We start from the raw sequence: 21,734 nt of genomic DNA on the forward strand, positions 1-21,734 counted from the left end.
AACGGAATTTGAATGGCCCAATGGGCGCAAGAAGGCAGAGGCTGATATGGCGAAACGGTGGTATTCGGTGAGCGTGCTCTCGAACTTCGAAAAGAAGATTGCCGAGCAGATCAAGACCTCGGTCGAAGAAAAAGGTCTGGGCGATGAGATCGACGAGGTTCTGGTCCCCACCGAAGAGGTGATTGAAGTTCGCCGTGGCAAGAAAGTGACCACCGAACGTCGGTTTATGCCGGGCTACGTGCTTGTTCATATGGAGATGTCGGACGAAGGCTATCACCTGATCACGTCAATCAATCGCGTGACCGGGTTCCTTGGTCCGCAGGGCCGCCCGATGCCGATGCGTGATGCCGAAGTCAATGCGATCCTGAACCGTGTTGAAGAAGGCGTTGACGCGCCGCGCACCCTGATCCACTTCGAAGTGGGCGAGAAGGTGGCGGTGACGGATGGTCCGTTTGAAGGCTTTGACGGAATGGTCGAAGACGTTGATGACGATAACCAGCGCCTGAAGGTCACGGTGTCGATCTTTGGCCGGGCCACCCCGGTCGAACTGGAATACACGCAGGTCACGAAACAGACCTGACGCGTTAGCCGCCCCATCGGGCGGGCGTGGGAGGGGCCGGGATCGCGATCCCCAATCCAGACCACGACAATGGAAGGCAAAGGGACGCGTCCCGGAGCTGTTGTAAAAGGAGAAGCCAGATGGCTAAAAAACTCGCTGGCACGATGAAGCTGCAGGTTCCTGCAGGTCAAGCCAACCCCAGCCCGCCCGTCGGCCCCGCATTGGGTCAACGCGGCATCAACATCATGGAATTCTGCAAGGCATTCAACGCCAAGACGCAGGAAATGGAGCCCGGTGCGCCGTGCCCGACCGTGATCACCTATTACCAGGACAAGTCCTTCACCATGGATATCAAGACGCCGCCTGCGTCTTACTACCTGCGCAAGGCGGCTGGCCTGAAGTCGGGTGCGAACAAGCCTGGTCACGAAACCGTGGGCACCGTGACCGCCGCTCAGGTGAAAGAGATCGCCGAAGCAAAAATGAAAGATCTGAACGCGACTGATATCGAAGCTGCGATGTTGATCGTTCTGGGCTCTGCCCGGTCTATGGGCATCGAGGTGAAGTAAGATGGCGAAATTGGGTAAACGCACCAAAGCCGCACGCGAAGCATTCGCCGGCAAAGAAAACGTTTCTGTCGAAGAAGCTGTCGCTCTGGTCAAGAGCAACGCCAAAGCAAAGTTCGACGAGACAATCGAGATCGCCATGTCGCTGGGTGTCGACACACGTCACGCAGACCAGATGGTTCGCGGTGTGATCGGCCTGCCGAACGGCACCGGTAAAACCATGCGGGTCGCCGTGTTCGCACGTGGTCCCAAAGCGGAAGAAGCTCAGGCAGCCGGTGCCGACATCGTCGGCGCAGAAGACCTGATGGAAACCATTCAGGGCGGCACCATCGAGTTCGATCGCTGCATCGCAACGCCGGACATGATGCCGATCGTGGGTCGTCTGGGCAAAGTCCTTGGCCCTCGCAACCTGATGCCGAACCCGAAGGTTGGCACTGTGACCATGGATGTGAAAGAAGCCGTGGAAGCAGCAAAAGGTGGCCAGGTTCAGTTCAAAGCTGAAAAAGGCGGCGTGGTTCATGCGGGTCTGGGCAAGGCGTCGTTTGATGAAGCCAAGCTGGTCGAAAACGTGCGTGCCTTCATTGACGCCGTTCAAAAAGCCAAGCCGACCGGTGCCAAAGGCACTTATATGAAAAAGATCGCGCTAAGCTCGACCATGGGTCCGGGCGTTACCATCTCGGTGGACAGCGCGACGGGCAACTGATCGTCAGTTGACGCAATACCTTGAAGGGCGCCCGATGTGGCGCCCTTTTCGTATTTGCCATCCCCTTTTGCGCAACGGATGATTTCGTGCTAGTGTTCAAAGAGTTTTGGGCGACGCCTCACAACGCGCGCCCGATTAGGGGTTGGAATACCCCGGCAAACGTCCTAAGTAACCCATGCAGTCCAGCGTGCGATTCGTCGTGCGCTGTTTTGCATTTCGTCCGAGACGGTGGGTGACACTGGTGGGCCGTGCTGAAAAGCGACCGCGCGCAAGGGTCATAATTCCTGCCTGAGATGGGAAATGAACAAAAGAATTCTCGTGGCCCTTTGGCCCTGGGGCGATTTTGCGAAGGACCCGTATCACGGACCCGATTGCCGGGTTTTCTCTGAAAATCTGGTGAAATAAGAGCCGGAGGGTCTGACCCTCCATACTTGGAGTAAAACTGTGGATAGAGCCCAGAAAGAGAAAGTGGTCGAGGAACTCGGCCAGATCTTCGAAAGCTCTGGCGTCGTAGTGGTTGCCCACTACGCGGGTCTCACGGTTGCCGAGATGCAGGACCTGCGTTCGCAAATGCGCGAAGCTGGCGGGTCGGTGCGTGTTGCCAAGAACAAGCTCGCCAAAATCGCCTTGGAAGACAAGCCGGCCGCTTCAATCGCCGACCTTCTTTCGGGCATGACCGTTCTTGCCTATTCCGAAGACCCCGTGGCTGCGGCCAAGGTCATGGAAGGCTACGCCAAGACCAACGACAAACTCGTTATTCTTGGTGGTGCCATGGGCGAGACGGCGCTGGATACGGCCGGTGTCAAAGCTGTTGCCGCTATGCCGTCGCGTGACGAGCTTATTGCTTCGATCGTTGGCTGCATTGGCGCGCCTGCTTCGAACATCGCCGGTGCCATTGGCGCGCCTGCTTCGAACATCGCATCCATCTTGTCCACAATCGAGGACAAGGCTGCTTAAGCAATCTGAGCCCCGTGTAGCGGAATATCGCCTCACGTTGGAACACATCTAATAACGGAAAGAAGTCAAATGGCTGATCTGAAGAAACTTGCTGAAGAGATCGTGGGTCTGACCCTTCTCGAAGCACAAGAACTGAAAACCATCCTCAAGGACGAGTATGGCATCGAGCCCGCAGCTGGCGGCGCAGTGATGATGGCTGGCCCTGCTGGCGACGCTGGCGCAGCTGAAGAAGAAAAAACCGAGTTCGACGTCGTTCTGAAGAACGCTGGTGCCTCGAAAATCAACGTGATCAAAGAAGTTCGCGGCATCACCGGTCTTGGCTTGAAGGAAGCCAAAGAGCTGGTCGAAGCTGGCGGCAAGATCAAAGAAGGCGTGGACAAAGCCGAAGCAGAAGACATCAAAGGCAAGCTGGAAGCAGCTGGCGCCGAAGTCGAGCTGGCCTAAGCCTTGCGCTTTCGGGTCGCTTGAAGACCCGCAAATTATGGCTGGGCCCGGAGAAATCCGGGTCCAGCCGAACCTGTCTTGAAGAGGGCCCGAAGGATCGGGCGCTCTTCTGGGAAAGGTTCAATGGATCGGGAGGAAGCCCTTGGGACGGTTTCCGGGAATTGGTCCGAACCCCCAATCTCGGACGAGGCGTTGCCGGTGACCCAACGGTTGGCGCATCAGTTGAGAAATGAAAGGTAATTACCTTATGGCGCAGACCTATCTTGGCCAGAAACGCTTGCGTAAGTACTACGGCAAAATCCGTGAAGTGCTTGAGATGCCGAACCTGATCGAGGTTCAGAAAAGCTCTTATGATCTTTTCCTGAATTCCGGCGATCAGCCGCAGCCGATGGACGGCGAGGGCATCAACGCAGTTTTCCAGTCGGTTTTCCCGATCAAGGATTTCAATGAAACCGCTATTCTTGAGTTCGTGAAATACGAGCTGGAGCAGCCAAAATTCGATGTCGAGGAATGCCAGCAGCGCGACCTGACATATTCGGCCCCGTTGAAAGTGACGCTTCGTCTGATCGTGTTTGATATTGATGAAGATACCGGCGCGAAGTCGGTCAAGGACATCAAGGAACAGGACGTGTTCATGGGGGATATGCCCTTGATGACGCCGAACGGAACGTTTGTCGTGAACGGCACCGAGCGTGTGATCGTGTCCCAGATGCACCGGTCCCCCGGTGTGTTCTTCGATCACGACAAGGGCAAGACGCATTCGTCGGGCAAACTGCTGTTTGCGTGCCGCATCATTCCCTATCGCGGTTCGTGGCTGGATTTCGAATTTGACGCCAAGGACATCGTTTTTGCGCGCATCGACCGTCGCCGCAAACTGCCTGTGACGACCCTGCTTTATGCGCTGGGTCTGGATCAGGAAGCGATCATGGATGCCTATTACGACACTGTTCAGTACAAGCTGAAGAAGAACAAGGGTTGGGTTACCAAGTTCTTCCCCGAGCGTGTTGCCGGCACCCGTCCGACGCAGGATCTGGTCAATGCCAAGACCGGCGAAGTGATTGCCGAGGCTGGCAAGAAGATCACCCCGCGAGCCGTCAAGAAACTGATGGAAGATGGCAAAACCATCGACCTGCTGGTACCGTTTGACTCGATCGTTGGCCGCTATGTCGCCAAGGACATCATTAACGAAGAAACCGGCGCGATCTATGTCGAAGCCGGTGACGAGTTGACGCTGGAACACGACAAAGACGGCGAGTTGATTGGCGGGTCGCTGAAAGAGCTTCTGGATGCCGGCATCACCGACATCCCGGTTCTGGACATCGACAACATCAATGTTGGTCCCTACATCCGCAACACCATGGCCGCCGACAAGAACATGGGTCGCGACACCGCGCTTATGGACATCTACCGCGTGATGCGCCCGGGTGAACCACCCACCGTTGACGCCGCGTCGGCCCTTTTCGACACGCTGTTCTTCGACAGCGAGCGTTATGACCTGTCGGCCGTCGGTCGCGTGAAGATGAACATGCGTTTGGATCTGGATGCAGAAGACACCCAGCGTACGCTGCGTCGCGAAGATATCGTTGCCTGCGTCAAGGCGCTGGTTGAACTGCGTGACGGCAAGGGCGACATCGACGATATCGACCATTTGGGCAACCGTCGTGTGCGCTCGGTCGGTGAACTGATGGAAAATCAGTATCGCGTTGGCCTGCTGCGCATGGAACGTGCGATCAAGGAACGCATGTCGTCGGTCGAGATTGACACCGTCATGCCGCAAGACCTGATAAACGCGAAACCGGCGGCGGCTGCCGTTCGTGAATTCTTCGGCTCGTCGCAGCTGTCGCAGTTTATGGACCAAACCAACCCACTTTCGGAAGTCACTCACAAACGCCGTCTGTCGGCGCTTGGGCCGGGTGGTCTGACCCGCGAACGCGCTGGGTTCGAAGTGCGCGACGTGCACCCGACCCACTATGGTCGTATGTGTCCGATTGAAACGCCGGAAGGGCCAAACATTGGTCTGATCAACTCGCTTGCCACTTTCGCCCGCGTGAACAAATACGGCTTCATCGAAACGCCTTATCGCAAGGTTGTGGACGGCAAGGTCACGGACGAAGTGAACTACATGTCCGCCACCGAAGAAATGCGTCACACCGTGGCGCAGGCCAACGCGCATCTGGACGAAAACGGCCGTTTTGAAAACGATCTGGTGAACACCCGTCAGTCGGGTGAATACACCATGGCGCAGCGAGAAAGCGTTGACCTGATCGACGTGTCGCCAAAACAGCTGGTCTCGGTCGCCGCTTCGCTTATTCCGTTCCTGGAAAATGACGACGCCAACCGCGCCCTGATGGGGTCGAACATGCAACGTCAGGCGGTTCCGCTTCTGCGGGCCGAGGCACCGTATGTCGGCACCGGCATCGAGGGCAAGGTTGCCATCGATTCAGGCGCGGCCATCCAAGCCAAACGTGGCGGTGTGATTGACCAGGTTGACGCGACACGTATCGTCGTGCGTGCCACCGAAGACCTTGGTCTGGGGGATGCGGGCGTCGATATCTACCGTCTGCGCAAGTTCCAGCGTTCGAACCAGAACACCTGCATCAACCAGCGTCCGCTGGTGAAAGTGGGTCAGCAGGTGTCGAAAGATGAAGTCATTGCGGATGGTCCGTCTACGGATATGGGCGAATTGGCTCTGGGCAAGAACGTGGTTGTCGCGTTTATGCCCTGGAATGGCTACAACTACGAAGACTCGATCCTGATTTCCGAGCGTATCGCGCGTGATGACGTGTTTACCTCGGTCCATATCGAGGAATTCGAAGTCGCCGCCCGTGACACCAAGCTTGGGCCGGAAGAAATCACCCGTGACATTCCGAACGTCGGTGAAGAGGCGCTGCGCAACCTTGACGAGGCTGGCATCGTTTACATCGGTGCAGATGTGGAACCGGGCGACATTCTGGTCGGTAAGATCACACCGAAGGGCGAAAGCCCGATGACGCCGGAAGAAAAACTTCTGCGTGCCATCTTCGGTGAGAAAGCATCGGACGTTCGCGACACTTCGCTTCGTGTGAAGCCGGGCGATTTCGGCACCGTTGTCGAAGTGCGCGTCTTCAATCGCCATGGTGTCGAGAAAGACGAACGTGCGTTGCAGATCGAGCGGGAAGAGGTCGAAAGCCTTGCCCGTGACCGTGACGACGAACTGCACATTCTGGAGCGCAACATCTATGCGCGCCTGCGCAGCATGATCGAAGGCAAAGTTGCCGTGAAGGGACCGAAAGGCGTCAAATCGGGGTCGAAAATCACCGACGAGCTTCTGGAAAGCCTGAGCCGCGGCCAATGGTGGCAACTTGCGCTGGAAGACGAAGACGATGCCAAGATCGTCGAAGCCCTGAACGAGCAGTTCGAAGCACAGAAACGTGCGTTGGATGCTCGCTTTGAGGACAAGGTCGAAAAAGTCCGTCGTGGCGACGACCTGCCGCCGGGTGTCATGAAAATGGTCAAAGTCTTCGTTGCTGTGAAGCGCAAGCTTCAGCCGGGCGACAAGATGGCTGGCCGTCACGGGAACAAGGGTGTTATTTCCAAGGTTGTTCCTATGGAAGACATGCCGTTCCTTGCTGACGGGACGCCGGTTGACTTCTGTCTGAACCCGCTGGGTGTGCCGTCGCGTATGAACGTCGGTCAGATTCTTGAAACCCATATGGGTTGGGCCGCGCGCGGTCTGGGTCTGAATATTGACGAGGCTCTGGGTGAATATCGCCGCTCTGGCGATCTGACCCCGGTGCGCGAAGCGATGCGCATAGCCTATGGCGACGATGTCTATGAAGAAGGCATCTCCGGTATGGACGAAGATACATTGGTCGATGCGGCTTCAAATGTGACGCGCGGTGTGCCGATTGCCACGCCGGTCTTTGACGGCGCGAAAGAGGCTGACGTGAACGATGCGCTGACGCGTGCCGGTTTCGACACCTCGGGCCAGTCGGTCCTGTTCGATGGACGCACCGGCGAACAGTTCTCGCGCCCTGTGACAGTCGGCGTGAAGTATCTGCTGAAACTGCACCACCTTGTGGACGACAAGATCCACGCGCGTTCGACCGGCCCGTACTCGCTTGTTACTCAGCAGCCGCTGGGTGGTAAGGCGCAGTTCGGTGGTCAGCGTTTTGGTGAAATGGAGGTCTGGGCATTGGAAGCATATGGCGCGGCCTACACGCTGCAAGAGATGCTGACTGTGAAATCGGATGACGTTGCCGGACGGACGAAAGTCTATGAAAGCATCGTGAAGGGCGAGGACAACTTCGAAGCCGGCGTACCGGAATCGTTCAATGTGCTTGTCAAAGAAGTCCGCGGCCTCGGCCTCAACATGGAACTCCTGGATGCAGAGGGCGAGGAATAGGGCGTCCTGCCTTATCCCTCCCCTCCCTCCCTTAATGTAAGGAACGCAAAATGAACCAGGAACTGACAACAAACCCGTTCAACCCGCTGGCAGCCCCCAAGACCTTTGACGAAATCAAGGTGTCGCTGGCCAGCCCGGAACGGATCCTTTCGTGGTCGTATGGCGAGATCAAGAAGCCCGAGACCATCAACTATCGCACGTTCAAGCCTGAACGTGACGGCCTGTTCTGCGCCCGTATCTTTGGCCCGGTCAAGGATTACGAATGTCTGTGCGGCAAGTACAAGCGCATGAAGTATCGCGGCGTCGTCTGCGAGAAATGCGGGGTGGAAGTCACCCTGCAAAAGGTCCGCCGCGAGCGTATGGGCCATATCGAACTGGCCGCGCCCGTCGCGCATATCTGGTTCCTCAAGTCGTTGCCGTCGCGCATCGGCCTGATGCTGGACATGACGCTGCGCGATCTGGAGCGCATCCTGTATTTCGAGAACTATGTGGTGATCGAACCCGGTCTGACGGATCTTCAATACGGTCAGTTGATGACCGAAGAAGAGTTCATGGACGCACAAGACACCTATGGCATGGACGCCTTCACAGCCAATATTGGTGCTGAAGCCATCCGCGAAATGCTGGCCGCGATAGATCTTGAGGCGGAAGCCGAACAGCTGCGCGCCGATCTGGCCGAAGCCACGGGTGAACTGAAACCCAAGAAGATCATCAAGCGTTTGAAGATCGTTGAATCCTTCATTGAATCGGGCAACCGCCCGGAATGGATGATCCTGACCGTCATCCCGGTCATTCCGCCCGAGCTGCGCCCGCTGGTGCCGCTGGATGGCGGTCGTTTCGCGACGTCGGATCTGAACGATTTGTATCGTCGCGTGATCAACCGGAACAACCGCCTGAAGCGTCTGATCGAACTGCGCGCACCCGACATCATCGTTCGCAACGAAAAGCGGATGTTGCAGGAATCTGTTGATGCGCTGTTTGACAACGGCCGTCGTGGTCGCGTGATCACCGGTGCCAACAAGCGTCCGTTGAAATCGCTGTCCGACATGCTGAAAGGTAAGCAAGGTCGCTTCCGCCAGAACCTTTTGGGGAAACGTGTCGACTTCTCGGGTCGTTCGGTCATCGTGACCGGCCCGGAACTCAAACTGCACCAATGCGGTCTGCCCAAGAAGATGGCGCTCGAGCTGTTCAAGCCGTTCATCTATTCGCGTCTTGAAGCCAAAGGGCTGTCTTCCACCGTCAAGCAAGCCAAGAAGCTGGTCGAAAAAGAGCGTCCCGAAGTCTGGGATATTCTGGATGAAGTGATCCGCGAACACCCCGTCATGCTGAACCGCGCGCCCACGCTGCACCGTCTTGGTATTCAGGCGTTCGAACCGATCCTGATCGAAGGTAAGGCGATCCAGCTTCATCCGCTGGTGTGTTCGGCATTCAACGCTGACTTTGATGGCGACCAGATGGCCGTTCACGTGCCGCTGTCGCTGGAAGCTCAGCTTGAGGCCCGTGTGTTGATGATGTCGACGAACAACGTTCTGTCGCCCGCCAACGGCGCGCCGATCATCGTTCCGTCGCAGGACATGATCCTTGGTCTTTATTACATCACGATGGAACGTGAAGGTATGAAGGGCGAAGGCATGATCTTCTCCGATGTGGACGAAGTTCAGCACGCTTTGGACGCTGGTGAAGTGCATATGCACGCCAAGGTTCAGGCCCGCATGAAACAGATCGACGAGGAAGGCAACGAAGTGACTGTTCGCTTCGAAACCACGCCTGGTCGTATCCGCCTTGGTGCGCTTCTGCCCCTGAATGCGAAAGCACCGTTCAAGCTGGTGAACCGTCTTCTGCGGAAGAAAGAGGTGCAGCAGGTCATCGACACCGTTTATCGCTACTGCGGTCAGAAAGAGTCTGTGATCTTCTGTGACCAGATCATGTCCATGGGCTTCAAGGAAGCCTTCAAGGCTGGCATTTCGTTCGGCAAGGACGACATGGTCATCCCGGACAGCAAATGGCCGATCGTGGACGAAACCCGCGAACAGGTGAAAGGGTTCGAACAGCAGTATATGGACGGCCTGATCACATTGGGCGAGAAGTATAACAAAGTTGTTGATGCCTGGTCGAAATGTAACGACAAAGTCACCGACGCGATGATGGACACGATCTCGTCCGCCAAGCGTGATGAAAACGGTGCCGAAGCGGAACCGAACTCGGTTTACATGATGGCACACTCTGGTGCGCGCGGTTCTGTCACCCAGATGAAACAGCTCGGCGGTATGCGTGGCCTGATGGCAAAACCTTCGGGCGAGATCATCGAAACGCCGATCATCTCGAACTTCAAAGAAGGTCTGACCGTGCTTGAGTATTTCAACTCGACCCACGGTGCCCGTAAGGGTCTGTCAGATACGGCTTTGAAAACCGCGAACTCGGGTTATCTGACCCGTCGACTGGTTGACGTGGCGCAGGACTGTATCGTGCGCATGGTCGATTGTGGGACCGAAAACTCGATCACAGCAGAAGCTGCTGTCAACGATGGCGAAGTTGTTGCGACTTTGGGTGAACGCATTCTGGGCCGTGTCGTCGCCGAGGACGTTCTGGTTCCGGGCACTGACGAAGTGATCGTTGCCAAGAATGAACTGGTAGATGAACGCAAAGCCGACGAGATTGAAGCCTCGGGCGTGGCGACTGTGCGGATGCGCAGCCCGCTGACGTGCGAAGCCGAAGAAGGCGTTTGCGCCAACTGCTACGGTCGTGACCTTGCACGCGGAACGCGTGTGAACACGGGTGAAGCGGTCGGTATCATCGCGGCACAGTCGATCGGTGAGCCGGGCACGCAGCTGACAATGCGGACGTTCCACATTGGCGGTGTTGCCCAAGGTGGTCAACAGTCGTTCCAGGAAGCCAGCCAGGACGGTAAGGTCGAATATCGCAATGCGAGCATTCTGGAAGACCGTGACGGCGAGATTGTTGTCATGGGTCGGAACATGGTTCTGGCCATCATCGACGGCAATGGTGTGGAGCGTGCCACGTTCAAACTGAGCTATGGCTCGAAGCTGCACGTCAAGGACGGCGCGAAAGTAGCCCGTGGCGACAAGCTGTTTGAATGGGATCCGTATACGCTTCCGATGATCGCTGAAAAAGACGGGACGGTGAAATTCGTCGATCTGATCAGCGGTATTTCGGTGCGTGACGAAACCGATGATGCAACCGGTATGACACAAAAGATCGTGTCGGACTGGCGTTCTGCGCCGAAAGGCAACGAACTGAAGCCGGAAGTGATCTTGGTGGGTGAAGATGGTGAGCCCGTGCGCAATGACGCGGGCAATCCTGTCACTTATACGTTGTCGGTTGATGCCATTCTATCAATTGAAGACGGCTCGGCAGTGAAAGCCGGTGACGTGATCGCGCGTATTCCGCGCGAAGGTGCCAAGACCAAGGACATCACCGGTGGTCTGCCGCGTGTTGCAGAATTGTTCGAAGCCCGTCGTCCGAAAGATCACGCAATCATCGCCGAGATTGATGGTTACGTGCGCTTTGGCCGCGACTACAAGAACAAGCGTCGCATCTCGATCGAGCCGGCGGATGAAAGCATGGAGCCTGTCGAATACATGGTGCCCAAAGGCAAGCACATTCCGGTTGCGGAAGGTGACTTCATCCAGAAGGGTGAATACCTCATGGACGGCAACCCCGCGCCGCATGACATCCTGTCCATCATGGGTGTCGAAGCACTGGCTGATTACATGATCGACGAGGTTCAGGACGTCTATCGCCTGCAAGGTGTGAAGATCAACGACAAGCATATCGAGGTGATCGTTCGCCAGATGCTACAGAAGTGGGAGATCTTGGACTCGGGTGAAACCACGCTTCTGAAAGGCGAACATGTCGACAAGGCCGAATTCGACGCTGCAAACGAAAAGGCTGCGGCCGAAGGTCGCCGTCTGGCATCGGGCGAGCCGATCCTGTTGGGGATCACCAAGGCGAGCTTGCAGACGCGTTCGTTCATCTCGGCAGCCTCGTTCCAGGAAACCACCCGCGTTCTGACCGAGGCTTCGGTTCAGGGCAAACGCGACAAGCTGGTTGGTCTCAAGGAAAACGTCATCGTGGGTCGTTTGATTCCGGCAGGCACCGGCGGTGCCACCCAACGCGTGCGGTCCATCGCGCAAGCTCGCGACATGAAGGTGATCGAAGAAGCCCGCGCTGAAGCCGAAAAAGCCGCTGCGCTGGCTGCACCTTCCGAAGATGTTTTCGGCGACGTGTCCGAAGATGATAACGGGCTGGTCGAAACACCGGAATTCGGTGGTTCAGAACAACCCTGATCGACCTCGACTTGAACTGGAAGGCCCCGCCATCTGGCGGGGCTTTTCGTTTGCAAGCCCCTTCCATCTTTGAATAGGGTGCTGGCCATACGGTTGCCCCGTTTGATCGGGCACGATTTCACCTTACAGAACCATAAATGGAAGCCGGATGCCAGTGTCAGACAACATGAAGGGTGCGGCATTGATGGCCGGTGCGATGGCCGGGTACACATTCAATGATGCCTCCATGAAAGCTTTGTCCGGTGATATGCCGCTGTCACAAGCGGTTTTCCTGCGCGGCATCGTGACCAGTTTGATGTTGCTTGGTTTGGGGTTGGCCCTTCGGTCGCTGACCTTTCGGCTCAGCCGCCGAGAATGGAAGCTGATGCTTCTGCGGTCGTTGGCCGAAATGGGGGCCACCTATTGTTTTCTCAGTGCGTTGTTCAACATGCCGATTGCTAACGTCACTGCGGTTTTGCAGGCGTTACCCCTGACCGTCGCGCTGGCTGCCTGGGCGTTTCTGGGGGAACCTTTGGGATGGCGACGCCTGTTTGCCATCCTGGTTGGCTTTGTCGGCGTCGTCTTGATTGTCAAACCCGGGGGGGACGGGTTCACGGCGTGGTCTGTATACGCATTGCTCGCAGTCGGGTTCATCACACTCCGTGACCTTGTTGTCCGGAAAATGTCCCCGACAACGCCGTCGATGACCGTGGCCTTGGTGGCATCAGTCGCAATCACGGTGGCATTCGGCATGGTTTCGGCCACGGTCGAGTGGTCGCCGATCACGGTCAGAAGCGGAGGATTTCTGGTTCTCGCGGCCTCGTTTATTTTCATGGGTTATCTGTTTTCCGTGATGGTGATGCGGGTGGGCGATATCGGCTTCATCGCGCCCTTCCGATATACAGGGCTGATCTGGGCTTTGATCATTGGTCTTATCTTTTTCGGCGAATGGCCGGAGGTGCTTACCCTTATCGGCGCCGGGATCGTGGTTGCAACCGGCCTGTTTACCCTGTTTCGCGAACGGCAACAGTCCCGACAGGCAAGGGCGAAGGGGTTTCTGCGACATCCCTGATTGAACCGCCCTTGCAAACTCGTGGCCAGCGGTTGACAGGGGGCACGACTCCTCATATACGCCCCCCATCCAGCTGGGTTTTTCCCGGCACCATCAGAATTGAGGGATCAAGGTCGGCGCTACTTTTAGGCACTGATCCTCTGTGAACCAACCGCGTCGCTTGCCTCGGAATGGAAGCGGTCGCGGATTTTCGCTTTGCAGACGTGCTGGGCGAGGAAATGTAAACCGCGCGGGGACACTCGTGCAAACACATGTGTTGAGAAACGGGAAAAGAGCCCTATGCCAACGATTCAACAGCTGATCCGCAAACCGCGCCAGCCTAAAGTAAAACGCTCCAAGTCGATGCACCTGGAGTCCTGCCCGCAAAAACGTGGCGTTTGCACGCGCGTTTACACAACCACACCGAAAAAGCCGAACTCGGCCATGCGTAAGGTTGCCAAAGTGCGCCTGACCAATGGTTTCGAGGTTATCAGCTATATCGGTGGTGAAAGCCACAACCTGCAAGAACACTCGGTGGTTCTGATCCGCGGCGGTCGTGTAAAAGACCTTCCGGGTGTGCGTTATCACATCGTTCGCGGTGTTCTGGATACCCAGGGCGTCAAAGACCGTAAGCAACGTCGTTCGAAATACGGCGCCAAGCGTCCGAAGTAAGGAGATCCGGGAATGTCTCGTCGTCACGCCGCTGAAAAGCGCGAAATCCTGCCCGACGCCAAATTTGGTGATCGTGTGCTGAGCAAATTCATGAACAACCTGATGATCGACGGCAAGAAGTCGGTCGCAGAAACAATCGTCTATAACGCGCTGGATCGCGTAGAAGACAAGATCAAGCGCGCACCCGTGGAAGTGTTCCACGAGGCGCTGGACAACATCAAACCGTCGGTCGAGGTTCGCTCGCGTCGTGTTGGTGGTGCAACCTATCAGGTTCCGGTCGAAGTGCGCCCCGAGCGCCGCGAAGCTTTGGCGATCCGCTGGTTGATCACCGCCGCCCGCAACCGCAACGAAAACACAATGGAAGAACGCCTTGCCGGCGAGCTTCTGGATGCTGTGAATTCGCGCGGTACTGCCGTCAAGAAACGCGAAGACACCCACAAAATGGCCGACGCCAACAAAGCGTTCAGCCATTATCGCTGGTAAAGCCAAGGAAGGAAGAAAACCATGGCACGCGACTATCCTCTCGACCGTTACCGCAACTTCGGCATCATGGCGCATATCGACGCGGGTAAAACCACCTGCTCGGAACGCATCCTGTTTTACACCGGCAAATCCCACAACCTCGGTGAGGTGCACGATGGTGCGGCCACCATGGACTGGATGGAGCAGGAACAGGAACGCGGCATCACCATCACCTCGGCTGCAACAACCACTTTCTGGGAACGCACCGAAGATGGCGAAACTGCTGACACGCCGAAGCACCGTCTGAACATCATCGACACTCCAGGCCACGTTGACTTCACCATTGAAGTTGAACGTTCGCTGGCCGTGCTTGATGGTGCCGTCTGTGTTCTTGACGCCAACGCTGGTGTTGAACCCCAGACCGAAACCGTGTGGCGTCAGGCTGACCGCTACAAGGTTCCGCGCATGGTCTTCGTCAACAAGATGGACAAGATCGGCGCTGACTTCTTCAACTGTGTTCGCATGATCGAAGACCGCACCGGCGCCCGGGCTGTTCCTGTCGGTATTCCGATCGGTGCCGAGACCGAGCTGGAAGGTCTGATCGACCTTGTGACCATGGAAGAATGGCTGTGGCAGGGTGAAGATCTTGGCGCATCGTGGGTCAAAGCTCCGATCCGCGACAGCCTGAAAGACATGGCCGACGAATGGCGCGGCAAGATGATCGAAGCGGCCGTCGAAATGGACGACGATGCGATGGAAAACTACCTCATGGACGGCGCTGAGCCGGACGTGAAAACCCTGCGCGCTTTGCTGCGCAAGGGCTGCCTGTCGCTGTCATTTGTTCCGGTTCTGGGTGGCTCTGCCTTCAAGAACAAAGGTGTTCAACCGCTTCTGAACGCGGTGATCGACTATCTGCCCAGCCCGATGGACGTTGTTGATTACATGGGCTTCAAACCCGGTGACGAAACCGAAACCCGCAACATCCCGCGTCGTGCGGATGATGAGATGGCGTTCTCGGGTCTGGCGTTCAAAATCATGAACGACCCTTTCGTTGGCTCACTGACCTTTACCCGCATCTACTCGGGTGTCCTGAACAAAGGCGACACGCTTTTGAATTCGACCAAAGGTAAGAAAGAGCGCGTTGGTCGTATGATGATGATGCACTCGAACGAACGCGAGGAAATCACCGAAGCGTTCGCGGGCGATATTATTGCGCTGGCAGGTCTGAAAGACACCACGACAGGTGACACGCTGTGCGCTGTCAACGATCCGGTGGTTCTGGAAACCATGACCTTCCCGGATCCGGTGATCGAGATTGCGGTCGAGCCTAAAACCAAGGCCGACCAGGAGAAGATGAGCCAAGGTCTGGCCCGTTTGGCCGCTGAAGACCCGTCCTTCCGTGTGGAAACTGATCTGGAATCGGGTCAGACAATCATGAAGGGCATGGGCGAACTTCACCTGGACATCCTGGTGGACCGTCTGAAGCGTGAATTCAAAGTGGAAGCCAATATCGGTGCCCCGCAGGTTGCGTATCGCGAGACGATTTCGAAAGAGGTCGAGCATACCTACACCCACAAGAAACAATCGGGTGGTTCGGGTCAGTATGCCGAGGTGAAGATGATCATCTCTCCGACCGAAGCTGGCGAAGGTTATTCGTTCGAAAGCCGCATCGTTGGCGGTGCCGTACCGAAGGAATACATCCCAGGCGTTGAAAAAGGCATCAACTCTGTCATGGACAGCGGTCCCTTGGCTGGCTTCCCCGTGATCGACTTCAAGGTTGCCCTGGTCGATGGTAAATTCCACGATGTTGACTCGTCGGTTCTGGCCTTCGAAATCGCTGCACGTATGTGTATGCGCGAAGGTATGCGTCTGGCCGGCGCCAAGCTGCTTGAACCGATCATGAAAGTGGAAGTGATCACGCCCGAGGAATACACCGGTGGTATCATCGGCGACCTGACCTCGCGTCGTGGTCAGGTGTCGGGTCAAGAGCCGCGCGGCAACGCGATTGCGATTGATGCCAATGTGCCGCTGGCGAACATGTTTGGCTACATCAACACTCTGCGCTCCATGTCTTCGGGCCGCGCGCAGTTCACGATGCAGTTCTCGCATTACGATCCGGTTCCGCAGAACATCTCGGACGAAATTCAGGCGAAATTCGCCTAATCGAACAAGCCGGGCAGGGGGTGTCCTTGCCCGGCGCATAGATTAATAGGAGGCCATCATGGCTAAGGAAAAGTTTGAACGCTCCAAACCGCACGTCAACATTGGCACGATTGGCCACGTTGACCACGGCAAGACGACGCTGACCGCTGCGATTACCAAGTATTTTGGTGACTTCAAGGCGTATGATCAGATTGACGGCGCACCGGAAGAGAAAGCACGTGGTATCACGATCTCGACGGCGCATGTTGAGTATGAGACGGACGCGCGTCACTACGCCCATGTCGACTGCCCCGGCCACGCTGACTATGTGAAGAACATGATCACCGGTGCGGCGCAGATGGACGGCGCGATCCTGGTTGTGAACGCAGCCGACGGCCCGATGCCGCAGACGCGCGAGCACATTCTTCTGGGCCGCCAGGTTGGTATCCCGACCATGGTCGTGTTCATGAACAAGGTTGACCAGGTTGACGACGAAGAGCTGCTTGAGCTGGTCGAGATGGAGATCCGCGAACTCTTGACCGAATACGGCTATCCCGGCGACGACATTCCGATCATCGCAGGCTCGGCGCTGGCTGCTCTGGAAGGCCGCGACGCCAATATCGGCGAAGACAAGATCCGCGAACTGATGGCGGCTGTTGACGAATTCATCCCGACGCCGGCCCGCCCGGTTGACGGTGCGTTCCTGCTGCCGATCGAAGACGTGTTCTCGATCTCGGGCCGCGGCACGGTTGTGACCGGTCGTGTTGAGCGTGGTGTTGTGAATGTTGGTGACGAGATTGAGATCGTCGGCCTGAAGGACACGCAGAAGACGACCTGCACGGGCGTTGAGATGTTCCGCAAGCTCTTGGATCGCGGTGAAGCTGGCGACAATGTCGGCGTTCTGCTGCGCGGCATCGACCGTGAGAAGGTCGAGCGTGGCCAGGTTCTGTGTAAGCCGGGCTCGGTGAACCCGCACACGAAGTTCGAAGCCGAGGTCTATATCCTGACCAAGGAAGAGGGTGGCCGTCACACGCCGTTCTTCGCGAACTACCGTCCTCAGTTCTACTTCCGGACCACAGACGTGACCGGCACGGTCGAGCTGCCGTCGGGCACCGAGATGGTGATGCCGGGCGACAACCTGAAGTTCAACGTTGAACTGATTGCGCCGATCGCGATGGAAGAAAAGCTGCGCTTCGCCATCCGCGAAGGCGGCCGCACCGTTGGGTCCGGCGTTGTGTCGAAGATCATCGAGTAATCGAAACTCCGATGCTTGACCGGAAAGGGCGTCCTTCGGGACGCCCTTTTTGTGTCACGCCGAGAGATGATCCCGAGACGCACAATCAAACACGTGTCGAAGATCATCGAGTAAGAACGCCCCGCGTTCTTACTGGCGACAGGCGATCTGGCGGCGACGCCAAATCTGCCGAGAGCCTGATAGCGATCGCAATTCTTGAACGGAAAGGGCGCCTGAAGGCGCCCTTTTTTCGTGTTGCATAATGTGTTTGATGGATCGTGAAGTTACCCATCCAGACGTTTGACAACATGATCTGCGAAGGCAGCGATCATACCGTCATAGTATTCCTTGCTGTCCGTCGTCAGCGCGGTCACGTCAAAATCCTCGGGCAAGAACAGGATGGCCTGTTCGAACGTCACCGACAGGTCATAGGTTTCGAACTTTGAATTGTCGTTCGGGCTGAGGATCTTCACAGTGCCTGACAACGATGAATCAGCCACACCGGCTGCGGATTGCAGTGTGCTGGCCAGTTCGACCTCATCAATGTCGATGCTGATGCGCACACCTTCATCATCTGTCTGACCCACCAAACGCTCGACAATCGCGTTTTCCAGATCGTCCGAGATCATGTTCCAGTGCTCGGCAGCCGTGGCGTTGGCCAAGTCCTCCAACTCCACTTCAACCTCGACCTCTTTCACCATGGTCATGTCCGCAAACGCAGCGGTGGTCAGCATGGTTGCGGCCATCAGGCCAGCGGTCAGTGTCTTAAATCTCATCATCGGATTACTCCTTTTCTGTGACGAAGCACCATTGGCGCCTTTCACTGAAACAACGTAACCAAGGCACAATGGTTCCATGGAAGAAGATGCTGAATGCTGGCGGCCGCTAAACCCAAGATGGATCAGATCGAATATCGTCATTGCCCCTTGCCACACTCACCCAACCCCTGTAAGACGCGCGAGTTCGCTGAGGAAAGCGACCAGGCGGGATTCGGTCCCGCTTTCGTTTTTCCTCGGGGTTCGACGAGGGCAGGGGGAATGAGCCGCCTGTCGTCCTATCAACTCTCTGCCTGAAAGGGCGAATGCTATGACAAGTCAAAACATTCGTATCCGTCTGAAGGCGTTTGACTATCGCGTGCTGGATGCCTCCACACAAGAGATCGTCAACACTGCCAAACGGACCGGTGCAAACGTTCGCGGCCCCATCCCGCTGCCGAACAAGATCGAGAAGTTCACAGTTCTGCGTGGACCTCACGTTGACAAGAAATCCCGCGACCAGTTCGAGATCCGCACGCACAAGCGTCTGCTCGATATTGTCGACCCGACTCCGCAGACCGTGGACGCGCTGATGAAGCTCGACCTGGCTGCTGGTGTTGACGTCCAGATCTCGGTCTAAGGAGGGTATCACAGATGCGCTCTGGAATTATCGCAAAGAAAGTCGGCATGACCCGGCTTTTCATGGAAGACGGAAAACAGATCCCTGTAACCGTTCTTCAACTGGACAACCTGCAAGTTGTGGCCAACCGCACCGCAGAACAAGACGGGTACACCGCTGTTCAGCTGGGTGCCGGTGACGCCAAGGCAAAACGCACATCCAAGCCGATGCGCGGATACTTCGCCAAGGCTGGCGTGGCCCCCAAGCGCAAGCTGGTGGAATTCCGCGTGGACGCCGACAACCTGATCGCCGTTGGCGAAGAGATTTCGGCCGAGCACTATGTGGAAGGTCAGAAGGTCGACGTTGCGGGCACTTCGATTGGTAAAGGTTTTGCCGGTGCCATGAAGCGTCACAACTTTGGCGGCCTGCGCGCCACGCACGGTGTGTCGATCAGCCACCGTTCGCACGGTTCGACCGGTCAGTGTCAAGATCCGGGCCGCGTGTTCAAAGGCAAGAAAATGGCCGGACACATGGGTTCGGTTCGTGTGACCACGCAGAACCTGGAAGTCGTGAAGACCGATGCCGATCGTGGCCTGGTGTTCATCAAGGGCGCTGTCCCCGGCTCGAAAGGTGGCTGGGTCACCGTGAAAGACGCCGTGAAGAAAAAACTTCCCGAGAACGTTCCGTTCCCGGCGGCGCTGAAGTCGGCTGCAACTGCTGCAACTGAAGCTCCTGCGGAAGAAGCACCCGCGGAAGGTGGTGAAGCATGAAATTTGACGTAATCAAACTGGACGGCAAGAAGGCTGGTTCGGTCGAGCTGGACGAGGCCCTGTTCGGTCTTGAACCGCGCGCCGATATCCTGCACCGTGTGGTCCGCTGGCAGCGTAACAACGCACAAGCTGGCACCCACAAGGTGAAAACGCGGTCCGAGGTCAAATACTCGACCAAGAAGATCTATCGCCAAAAAGGCACCGGTGGCGCGCGTCACGGTGCCCGGTCGGCCCCGATCTTCCGTGGTGGTGGTATCTATAAAGGTCCGGTTGTTCGCAGCCACGGCCATGATCTGACCAAGAAATTCCGTAAACTGGGTCTGAAACACGCCCTGTCCGCCAAAGCGCAAGCTGGCGAACTGGTTGTGATTGACACCGCAGACGCTGATGGCAAAACTGCTGCACTGGCCAAAGCGGTGAAAGATCTGGGCTGGAAACGCGCTCTGGTTATCGATGGCGCTGAAGTGAACGAAAAGTTCGCTCTGGCGGCTCGTAACATCGAGGGTCTGGATATCCTGCCGTCGATGGGCGCCAACGTCTATGACATCCTGAAGCGTGACACGCTTGTGTTGACCAAAGCAGGTGTCGAAGCTCTGGAGGCTCGCCTGAAATGACCGATAAAGCTGTACTCTACGACGTGATCCGTAAGCCGCTCATCACCGAGAAAGCAACCATGGCATCGGAAAATGGTGCTGTTGTTTTCGAAGTGGCGATCGGCGCCAACAAACCGCAGATCAAGGAAGCTGTCGAAACCCTGTTCGGTGTGAAGGTGAAAGCCGTCAACACATCGATCACCAAGGGCAAAGTCAAACGCTTCCGCGGCCAGTTGGGCAAGCGTAAAGACGTCAAAAAAGCCTATGTGACCCTGGAAGAGGGCAACACGATCGACGTGACCACCGGTCTTTGATCGTCAGGCTGACATGAGACATGAAAGCCCCCTGCCGAAAAGCGGGGGGTTTTTCGTTGCGGGTCTATCTTGCCACGCTTTTTGCGTGCATTGCGCACTACACAGGATTTTGACTCGCGATTTACTTTTACATGAATAAGTTAGAAGGCTCGATGATCTGCTCATCTTGAAACGAGGTATCTGCCCATGTTGACGCGACGACATTTTGTTATCACTTCTGCCGCATTGTTTTCGGCGCCAATTGCTTCACCGCTCTGGGCGCAGGATGCGACGACCACACAGGCTTCGGCGACGTCGCCCGTCATTATCAATCGGCGTCCGGTTTCGGATCGGTCGAAATGGGCTGCTTATGATGCGCAGGTAACGCCTGCGAATTATGATCCTGCTACGTCTAATCCTTGGGGCCTGCACCCGCGTTTTCTACCCAAGCTGGTGCAAGCCAAACCAGGGCTGAGGCCGGGCGATATTCATGTCGATGCAGTGGCGCGCTATCTTTACCATATTCGGGACAATGGCACTGCGATGCGTTTTGGCGTCGCGATCGGGCGTGGAAATCTGTACGAGCCCGGCACTTACACCATCCGGCGCAAGGCCAAATGGCCGACATGGGTTCCCACCCCGGCAATGGTGAAACGTGATCCCGATGTCTATGGACCGCTTGTGAATGGCATGGATGGCGGCCCCAACAATCCGCTGGGGTCCAGAGCATTCTATCTTTACGTAGGAAACCGGGACACCTATCTGCGCATTCACGGTTCACCAGAGCCACGATCGATCGGTGGACGGGCCAGTTCGGGCTGTGTGCGTATGGTGATGCCGCATATCATTGGGCTGTATGAACAGGTCGATATCGGCGTGACCGCATATCTTTATCCGGCTGAAACCGTCACGGCGCGCAGTTAAGGCGCGCCGTCCTTCACGTCGCGCGGTGATCAGCTACGCTTGGTGCAAATCGGCTGACCTGCGCGGTTGCGCAGGGGCAGATAGGTTGCTTCGACTGGACCCTGATGGCGATAGACGAAACACCCGTCCGAAGCATTGATTTGTACGTCGCTCAGGTCTTGATAGGGTGCTGCAATCGCGCGCACATTTTCCGGCACCGGGTTCAGCGGTCGAGAGGTCGCATTGCCGCCCACCCCCTCCGGGTTAACGCAAGCCGAAAGTGTAACCACAGCGGCGCTCGACAGAATACCCAACTTCTTCATCATGAATTTCCCCATTGACTA

Annotated in this window: 19 protein-coding genes; 17 read left to right on the top strand and 2 right to left on the bottom strand. The window is 56.7% G+C overall.

Annotated elements, in window-relative coordinates:
• The first annotated feature begins 46 nt into the window (after positions 1-46).
• The 12 genes from nusG to tuf all read left to right on the top strand — a co-directional run bounded on the left by nusG (position 47) and on the right by tuf (position 17,478).
• Positions 47-580, top strand: a complete 534-nt coding sequence (nusG, locus tag BMY55_RS02775; RefSeq protein ID WP_091431954.1) for a transcription termination/antitermination protein NusG — start codon at positions 47-49, stop codon at positions 578-580.
• A 119-nt stretch (positions 581-699) separates the two neighbouring features.
• Positions 700-1,125 (top strand): 50S ribosomal protein L11, encoded by a 426-nt coding sequence (gene rplK, locus BMY55_RS02780; RefSeq protein ID WP_091428107.1) that lies wholly within the window; start codon positions 700-702, stop codon positions 1,123-1,125.
• A 1-nt stretch (position 1,126) separates the two neighbouring features.
• Entirely contained in the window at positions 1,127-1,825 is a 699-nt protein-coding gene (rplA, locus tag BMY55_RS02785) for a 50S ribosomal protein L1 (RefSeq protein WP_091428108.1), read from the top strand.
• 444 nt (positions 1,826-2,269) lie between these two features.
• Positions 2,270-2,782 carry a 50S ribosomal protein L10 gene (gene rplJ / locus BMY55_RS02790; protein WP_091428110.1) on the top strand — a complete coding sequence of 171 codons (513 nt, stop codon included), beginning with the start codon at positions 2,270-2,272 and terminating at the stop codon, positions 2,780-2,782.
• A gap of 69 nt (positions 2,783-2,851) precedes the next feature.
• A complete protein-coding gene (rplL, locus tag BMY55_RS02795; RefSeq protein ID WP_091428111.1) occupies positions 2,852-3,226 on the top strand; it encodes a 50S ribosomal protein L7/L12 in 375 nt (124 codons plus the stop codon).
• 247 nt (positions 3,227-3,473) lie between these two features.
• Positions 3,474-7,610 carry a DNA-directed RNA polymerase subunit beta gene (gene rpoB / locus BMY55_RS02800; RefSeq protein ID WP_091428113.1) on the top strand — a complete coding sequence of 1,379 codons (4,137 nt, stop codon included), beginning with the start codon at positions 3,474-3,476 and terminating at the stop codon, positions 7,608-7,610.
• A 50-nt stretch (positions 7,611-7,660) separates the two neighbouring features.
• Positions 7,661-11,917, top strand: a complete 4,257-nt coding sequence (rpoC, locus tag BMY55_RS02805; RefSeq protein WP_091428114.1) for a DNA-directed RNA polymerase subunit beta' — start codon at positions 7,661-7,663, stop codon at positions 11,915-11,917.
• Between the two features lie 148 nt (positions 11,918-12,065).
• The gene (locus tag BMY55_RS02810; RefSeq protein WP_091428116.1) at positions 12,066-12,968 is read left to right on the top strand and encodes a DMT family transporter; all 903 of its coding nucleotides are present in this window, start codon (positions 12,066-12,068) and stop codon (positions 12,966-12,968) included.
• Between the two features lie 279 nt (positions 12,969-13,247).
• Complete coding sequence (gene rpsL, locus BMY55_RS02815; protein ID WP_091428117.1) at positions 13,248-13,619, top strand: 30S ribosomal protein S12; 372 nt, start codon at positions 13,248-13,250, stop codon at positions 13,617-13,619.
• A 12-nt stretch (positions 13,620-13,631) separates the two neighbouring features.
• Positions 13,632-14,102, top strand: a complete 471-nt coding sequence (rpsG, locus tag BMY55_RS02820) for a 30S ribosomal protein S7 (protein ID WP_091428120.1) — start codon at positions 13,632-13,634, stop codon at positions 14,100-14,102.
• 21 nt (positions 14,103-14,123) lie between these two features.
• Entirely contained in the window at positions 14,124-16,244 is a 2,121-nt protein-coding gene (gene fusA / locus BMY55_RS02825; protein ID WP_091428124.1) for an elongation factor G, read from the top strand.
• Between the two features lie 58 nt (positions 16,245-16,302).
• On the top strand, positions 16,303-17,478 hold the full coding sequence (gene tuf, locus BMY55_RS02830; RefSeq protein WP_091428100.1) for an elongation factor Tu: 1,176 nt from the start codon (positions 16,303-16,305) through the stop codon (positions 17,476-17,478).
• A gap of 263 nt (positions 17,479-17,741) precedes the next feature.
• On the opposite strand, the gene BMY55_RS02835 is transcribed toward tuf, so the two are convergent.
• Entirely contained in the window at positions 17,742-18,233 is a 492-nt protein-coding gene (locus BMY55_RS02835; RefSeq protein ID WP_091428127.1) for a hypothetical protein, read from the bottom strand.
• Positions 18,234-18,543: 310 nt separating this feature from the next.
• Between BMY55_RS02835 and rpsJ the strand changes: the two genes are divergently transcribed.
• The 5 genes from rpsJ (at position 18,544) to BMY55_RS02860 (ending at position 21,411) form a co-directional block, all read left to right on the top strand.
• Entirely contained in the window at positions 18,544-18,852 is a 309-nt protein-coding gene (gene rpsJ / locus BMY55_RS02840; protein ID WP_091428130.1) for a 30S ribosomal protein S10, read from the top strand.
• Between the two features lie 14 nt (positions 18,853-18,866).
• The gene (rplC, locus tag BMY55_RS02845) at positions 18,867-19,601 is read left to right on the top strand and encodes a 50S ribosomal protein L3 (RefSeq protein ID WP_091428133.1); all 735 of its coding nucleotides are present in this window, start codon (positions 18,867-18,869) and stop codon (positions 19,599-19,601) included.
• A complete protein-coding gene (rplD, locus tag BMY55_RS02850; RefSeq protein WP_091428135.1) occupies positions 19,598-20,215 on the top strand; it encodes a 50S ribosomal protein L4 in 618 nt (205 codons plus the stop codon). Before rplC ends, rplD begins: the two co-directional genes overlap by 4 nt.
• Positions 20,212-20,508 carry a 50S ribosomal protein L23 gene (locus tag BMY55_RS02855; protein WP_091428137.1) on the top strand — a complete coding sequence of 99 codons (297 nt, stop codon included), beginning with the start codon at positions 20,212-20,214 and terminating at the stop codon, positions 20,506-20,508. The genes rplD and BMY55_RS02855 overlap by 4 nt, the downstream gene beginning before the upstream one ends.
• Before the next feature lie 186 nt (positions 20,509-20,694).
• Positions 20,695-21,411: a L,D-transpeptidase gene (locus BMY55_RS02860; RefSeq protein WP_091428139.1), complete on the top strand. Its 717-nt coding sequence runs from the start codon at positions 20,695-20,697 to the stop codon at positions 21,409-21,411.
• Between the two features lie 29 nt (positions 21,412-21,440).
• Here BMY55_RS02860 and BMY55_RS02865 read toward each other — a convergent pair whose 3' ends face one another.
• Positions 21,441-21,716: a hypothetical protein gene (locus BMY55_RS02865; RefSeq protein WP_143064272.1), complete on the bottom strand. Its 276-nt coding sequence runs from the start codon at positions 21,714-21,716 to the stop codon at positions 21,441-21,443.
• Positions 21,717-21,734 lie beyond the last annotated feature (18 nt).

The organism is Aliiroseovarius sediminilitoris (assembly GCF_900109955.1).
GTDB classification, from domain to species: Bacteria; Pseudomonadota; Alphaproteobacteria; order Rhodobacterales; family Rhodobacteraceae; genus Aliiroseovarius; species Aliiroseovarius sediminilitoris.

Coding starts and splice junctions, on each gene's coding strand:
- nusG (WP_091431954.1), top strand. CDS start 47: ATGGCGAAACGGTGGTATTCGGTGAGCGTGCTCTCGAACTTCGAAAAG.
- rplK (WP_091428107.1), top strand. CDS start 700: ATGGCTAAAAAACTCGCTGGCACGATGAAGCTGCAGGTTCCTGCAGGT.
- rplA (WP_091428108.1), top strand. CDS start 1,127: ATGGCGAAATTGGGTAAACGCACCAAAGCCGCACGCGAAGCATTCGCC.
- rplL (WP_091428111.1), top strand. CDS start 2,852: ATGGCTGATCTGAAGAAACTTGCTGAAGAGATCGTGGGTCTGACCCTT.
- rpoB (WP_091428113.1), top strand. CDS start 3,474: ATGGCGCAGACCTATCTTGGCCAGAAACGCTTGCGTAAGTACTACGGC.
- rpoC (WP_091428114.1), top strand. CDS start 7,661: ATGAACCAGGAACTGACAACAAACCCGTTCAACCCGCTGGCAGCCCCC.
- BMY55_RS02810 (WP_091428116.1), top strand. CDS start 12,066: ATGCCAGTGTCAGACAACATGAAGGGTGCGGCATTGATGGCCGGTGCG.
- rpsL (WP_091428117.1), top strand. CDS start 13,248: ATGCCAACGATTCAACAGCTGATCCGCAAACCGCGCCAGCCTAAAGTA.
- rpsG (WP_091428120.1), top strand. CDS start 13,632: ATGTCTCGTCGTCACGCCGCTGAAAAGCGCGAAATCCTGCCCGACGCC.
- fusA (WP_091428124.1), top strand. CDS start 14,124: ATGGCACGCGACTATCCTCTCGACCGTTACCGCAACTTCGGCATCATG.
- tuf (WP_091428100.1), top strand. CDS start 16,303: ATGGCTAAGGAAAAGTTTGAACGCTCCAAACCGCACGTCAACATTGGC.
- BMY55_RS02835 (WP_091428127.1), bottom strand. CDS start 18,233: ATGAGATTTAAGACACTGACCGCTGGCCTGATGGCCGCAACCATGCTG.
- rpsJ (WP_091428130.1), top strand. CDS start 18,544: ATGACAAGTCAAAACATTCGTATCCGTCTGAAGGCGTTTGACTATCGC.
- rplC (WP_091428133.1), top strand. CDS start 18,867: ATGCGCTCTGGAATTATCGCAAAGAAAGTCGGCATGACCCGGCTTTTC.
- rplD (WP_091428135.1), top strand. CDS start 19,598: ATGAAATTTGACGTAATCAAACTGGACGGCAAGAAGGCTGGTTCGGTC.
- BMY55_RS02855 (WP_091428137.1), top strand. CDS start 20,212: ATGACCGATAAAGCTGTACTCTACGACGTGATCCGTAAGCCGCTCATC.
- BMY55_RS02860 (WP_091428139.1), top strand. CDS start 20,695: ATGTTGACGCGACGACATTTTGTTATCACTTCTGCCGCATTGTTTTCG.
- BMY55_RS02865 (WP_143064272.1), bottom strand. CDS start 21,716: ATGATGAAGAAGTTGGGTATTCTGTCGAGCGCCGCTGTGGTTACACTT.